The 1429-nt window shown below is 66.6% G+C and carries 1 protein-coding gene; it reads left to right on the plus strand.

The window, feature by feature from the left end; genetic code table 11:
* The first annotated feature begins 132 nt into the window (after positions 1 to 132).
* Positions 133 to 1374 carry an IS256 family transposase gene (locus tag LR394_RS41005; RefSeq protein WP_231450136.1) on the plus strand — a complete coding sequence of 414 codons (1242 nt, stop codon included), beginning with the start codon at positions 133 to 135 and terminating at the stop codon, positions 1372 to 1374.
* The last annotated feature ends 55 nt before the right edge of the window (positions 1375 to 1429 follow it).

Here is a 1429-nt window from a genome sequence, read left to right on the forward strand (position 1 = left end):
AGTGGAGTCCAGCAGAGTGGTGTAACGGCCACAGAGCCCGCTGACCTGCGGGCGTGGCGTACCCAGACGTAGGGCGGCCATCGCGTGATTCTTCGAGAGACCTTCCAAAATCTGCTCGTAGGAGACCACGCGATGGCCAAGAACCAGAGTACCCAGATCGACCCTGCCCAGTTCCTCAATGACCAGCTCGAGTCTGCGTCGCCGGATCTGCTGCGGCAGATGATGAGCGCGTTCATCACGACACTGATGGGTGCAGAGGTCGATGCCCTGTGCGGCGCCGGCTACGGCGTCCCCTCGTCGGAGCGGGTGAACTCCCGCAACGGTTACCGCCACCGAGACTTCGACACCCGCGTCGGAACGCTCGACGTGGCGATCCCGAAAGTACGCACCGGAACGTACTTCCCGGACTGGCTTCTGGAGCGCCGCAAGCGCGCCGAGGCTGCCCTGACCTCGGTCGTGGCCACCTGCTACCTGCTCGGCGTCTCGACGCGCCGGATGGAGAAGCTCGTGGAGTCCCTCGGCATCACGCGCCTGTCGAAGTCGCAGGTCAGCGCGATGGCCGCTGATCTGGACGCTCAGGTCGAGGCGTTCCGGACCCGGCCTCTGGATGCCGGCCCGTACACGTTCGTGGCCGCCGACGCCCTGGTCCTGAAGGTCCGCGAGGACGGACGCGTGGCGAACGTCCATGCCCTGGTCGCGGTCGGGGTCAATCGAGACGGTCACCGCGAGATCCTCGGCCTGCGAGTGACGTCCGCTGAGGACGGCGCCGGATGGCTGGGGTTCTTCCGCGATCTGAGCGCCCGCGGCCTAAGCGGGGTCAAACTCGTGACCAGCGACGCGCACTCGGGCCTGGTCGCTGCGATCGGCGCGACCCTGCCGGGGGCCTCGTGGCAGCGATGCCGCACCCACTACGCCGCGAACCTGATGTCGGCAACCCCGAAAAGCAGCTGGCCGTGGGTGAAGACGCTGCTCCACTCGGTCTTCGACCAGCCCGACGCTGACTCCGTCCATGCCCAGTTCGACCGGGTCATCGAGTCCCTGGACGAAAAGCTCCCCGCCGTCGCCGAGCACCTCGAGACCGCCCGCACCGACGTCCTGGCCTTCACCACGTTCCCGAAGTCCCTCTGGCGCCAAATCTGGTCGAACAACCCGCAGGAACGCCTCAACCGCGAGATCCGCCGCCGCACCGACGTCGTCGGGATCTTCCCCAACCGCGACGCCCTGATCCGCCTGGTCGGCGCTGTTCTGGCCGAACAACACGACGAATGGATCGAAGGACGCCGTTACCTCGGCACCGAAATCCTCGCCCAGGCCCGCACCGCCAACCCCACCACGAAGGAGGACACACCCGACATCCAGGCAATCACCGCCTGACCAGCCAAGACGAATCACGCGACACGACCGTTACACCACCTCCATGGGCTTGACC

It is taken from the genome of Kineosporia babensis, assembly GCF_021129305.1.
GTDB lineage: Bacteria > Actinomycetota > Actinomycetes > Actinomycetales > Kineosporiaceae > Kineosporia > Kineosporia babensis.

Excerpts from the sequence above, each read along its gene's own strand:
- LR394_RS41005 (WP_231450136.1), top strand. The coding sequence starts at position 133 with ATGGCCAAGAACCAGAGTACCCAGATCGACCCTGCCCAGTTCCTCAAT.